The sequence below is a fragment of the Nonomuraea sp. NPDC004702 genome (assembly GCF_053601695.1).
On record NZ_JBSGCE010000185.1, the window covers coordinates 1 to 2,129 of the forward strand.

A 2,129-nucleotide genomic window follows, 5' to 3' on the forward strand; every position below is an offset into this window, starting at 1 on the left:
GGCCGCCGGGGAGACCGTCAACGACGCGAGCTTCGTCTTCTGCCAGGACTACGCGCTGCCCGTCCGCGGCTACCGCGACTGGGACCGGCTGCTCCCTTAATGCTCAGCAGGCCGCTCGCAGGAAAATCATCAGCGAGGCCAAGGAACAGCGGCGTCTTCTGTCGGTGAACATAGAGCAGGCCGAGAACATTCGTCAGATCCTCCTTGGCGAAACGAAGGCAACCATTCGCGCCGAGCGACGCACGCAATGGATGTTCTTCGCTCTCGGCGCAGCCGTATCCATCCCGATCGGAGTGGCTATCAACCTGCTCGTGCCATGAATCCCGAGCGGCACGACAACGAGGCGCCCGTTAGTTACGTTCGAGCGACGATCTCATACGAGGCGGCGAACGCGTCAGGCTCGCAAGGCTAGTAGCGCTGCCACCTTCGCGGGCGTCGGCTCGTCCATCCCGAGCTGACAGGTCCAGCCGGCCCCGGGTTCAGAATGCTCGCGTAACCGGACACGACCGAAGAGCCTCGCGGGGGATCACGGCCAGCCAGAACATGAGTGGAATCGGCGCGCTGCCGGCCGCCGCCGCGCACCAGGCCGGCTTCGCGGACGCGTTCCAGCACAGCATCGAAGACCCGCCGTTTCATGCTGTTGTCGATCAGTCTGAGGCGGAACTCGTACAGCACCGAGTGGTCGAAACCCGGATCGGTTAGCTCCAGGCCGAGCGCGTACTTCCAGTCGATCCAAGCACGTACCGCCTCGGCCGCCCTCCGGTCGGACAGACTCTCGGTGAACTGCAGGATCGACACCAGCGCGAGTCGCGCCGGCGACAGGGCAGGCTGCCCGCGAGTCGAGAACGCCTCGGCGAAGTCCTCATCCGCGAACAGCACCCCCAGCTCATCACGGATCCTGATCGCCATGCTCCCTTTCGGAAACGCCGCCCACGCTACTTCCCTGGTAGTGGCAGGGATCAGCTCAGAACCCACCGGACGCAACGACACCGAAGACCTCGTTCCCGCCAGGCCACATCAAGAGCGGCCCCGTGAACACTGATGTGATCATGGGGCCGCTTCGTTTGTGATCGATTCGCCAACAGCGTTCGTTCGCGAGGGCGAGGGTCGCTTCGTCATGCCTCGGTCACGCCCGGCTGATGGGGTAGCGCACCTCAACGCGGGAGGCGTCGCGCCTGGTTGCGTTCACTTCGACGACGCGCCCCTCGGACGGGCCGGCAGTGGCAATCGTGGATCGGGTGACGCACAGCACCGGCACGCCAGGGGCGAGGCCGAGAAGGTCGCCTTCCTCAGCGGTCGCCGGCCGCGCCGTGATGACGCCCTCCCACTCCAGCAAGCCCCAGCCCAGCTCGTTCTCCATGCGGTCGTAGATGCCCCCCGGGCCGGTGTCGGCTTGGGCCAGCACGGTGCCGGCGGCCAAGTCTGCCGGTAGGTAGGAGGTGGCCAGCTGGACGACTCGGTGGGTCTCCGGATCGCCCATCACGCGATCCCGGATGACGACCGGGTCGCCAGGCTGGAGGCCGAGTCGCTGGGCGACGTCGGGCGGGCATGGCCCCTCAGCGAGGGTCGGCGGCCGCAGGGCGCGCAGGTCCTGCACGACCTGGCTGAAGTAGTAGCCGATCTGGTCGCGATAGACACGGGTGTCCAGGGCGAGGCTCTGCCGTTCAGGCTGCTCCCGGACCGTGGTGCCACCACGACGTACAGGGGTGAGCAGGCCCTCAGCGGTGAGCTGGGCGACGGCGCGGCGCACGGTCGTCCGGCTGACGTCGAACCGCTCCTCCAGTTCTTCTTCCTTGGGGATGTTCGTGCCGGCTGGATACGTGCCCGCGGCTAGCGCCTTGCGCAGTGCCTGTGCGACTTCGTGCCAGCGCGCCATACGTCCTCCTTGCACTCGTCCGCCATTACATCACTATCTATTGAAGGTGAGCATCGGCTCGTGGACACTTCAATCAGATAGCTACCTATTCACAGGAGAGGCCGCGTTAGAGGACTCCGAGCGTGGACGCGCGGCCCCCGCTCTTTCGACAAGCCCCGTCCGGTCCTCGCGGATCGGGCGGGGGGCTTCGTTGCGTTGTGCGGCTAGCTTGGGCCGGACCCGCGTAGGAAGGCGCTCTGAACAGAGCGGCGGG

The 2,129-nt window shown here is 66.4% G+C and carries 2 protein-coding genes and 1 pseudogene; 1 reads left to right on the plus strand and 2 read right to left on the minus strand.

The genetic code is table 11. From position 1 onward, the window contains the following. Positions 1–164 precede the first annotated feature (164 nt). On the plus strand, positions 165–320 hold the full coding sequence (locus tag ACWEJ6_RS54625; protein WP_452433677.1) for a hypothetical protein: 156 nt from the start codon (positions 165–167) through the stop codon (positions 318–320). A gap of 214 nt (positions 321–534) precedes the next feature. Here ACWEJ6_RS54625 and ACWEJ6_RS54630 read toward each other — a convergent pair. Both ACWEJ6_RS54630 and ACWEJ6_RS54635 read right to left on the minus strand, forming a co-directional pair. Continuing rightward, positions 535–990: pseudogene (locus ACWEJ6_RS54630) on the minus strand (transposase); the annotation flags it as partial. Between the two features lie 136 nt (positions 991–1,126). Continuing rightward, positions 1,127–1,876: a GntR family transcriptional regulator gene (locus ACWEJ6_RS54635; RefSeq protein WP_452433678.1), complete on the minus strand. Its 750-nt coding sequence runs from the start codon at positions 1,874–1,876 to the stop codon at positions 1,127–1,129. Positions 1,877–2,129: the final 253 nt, after the last annotated feature.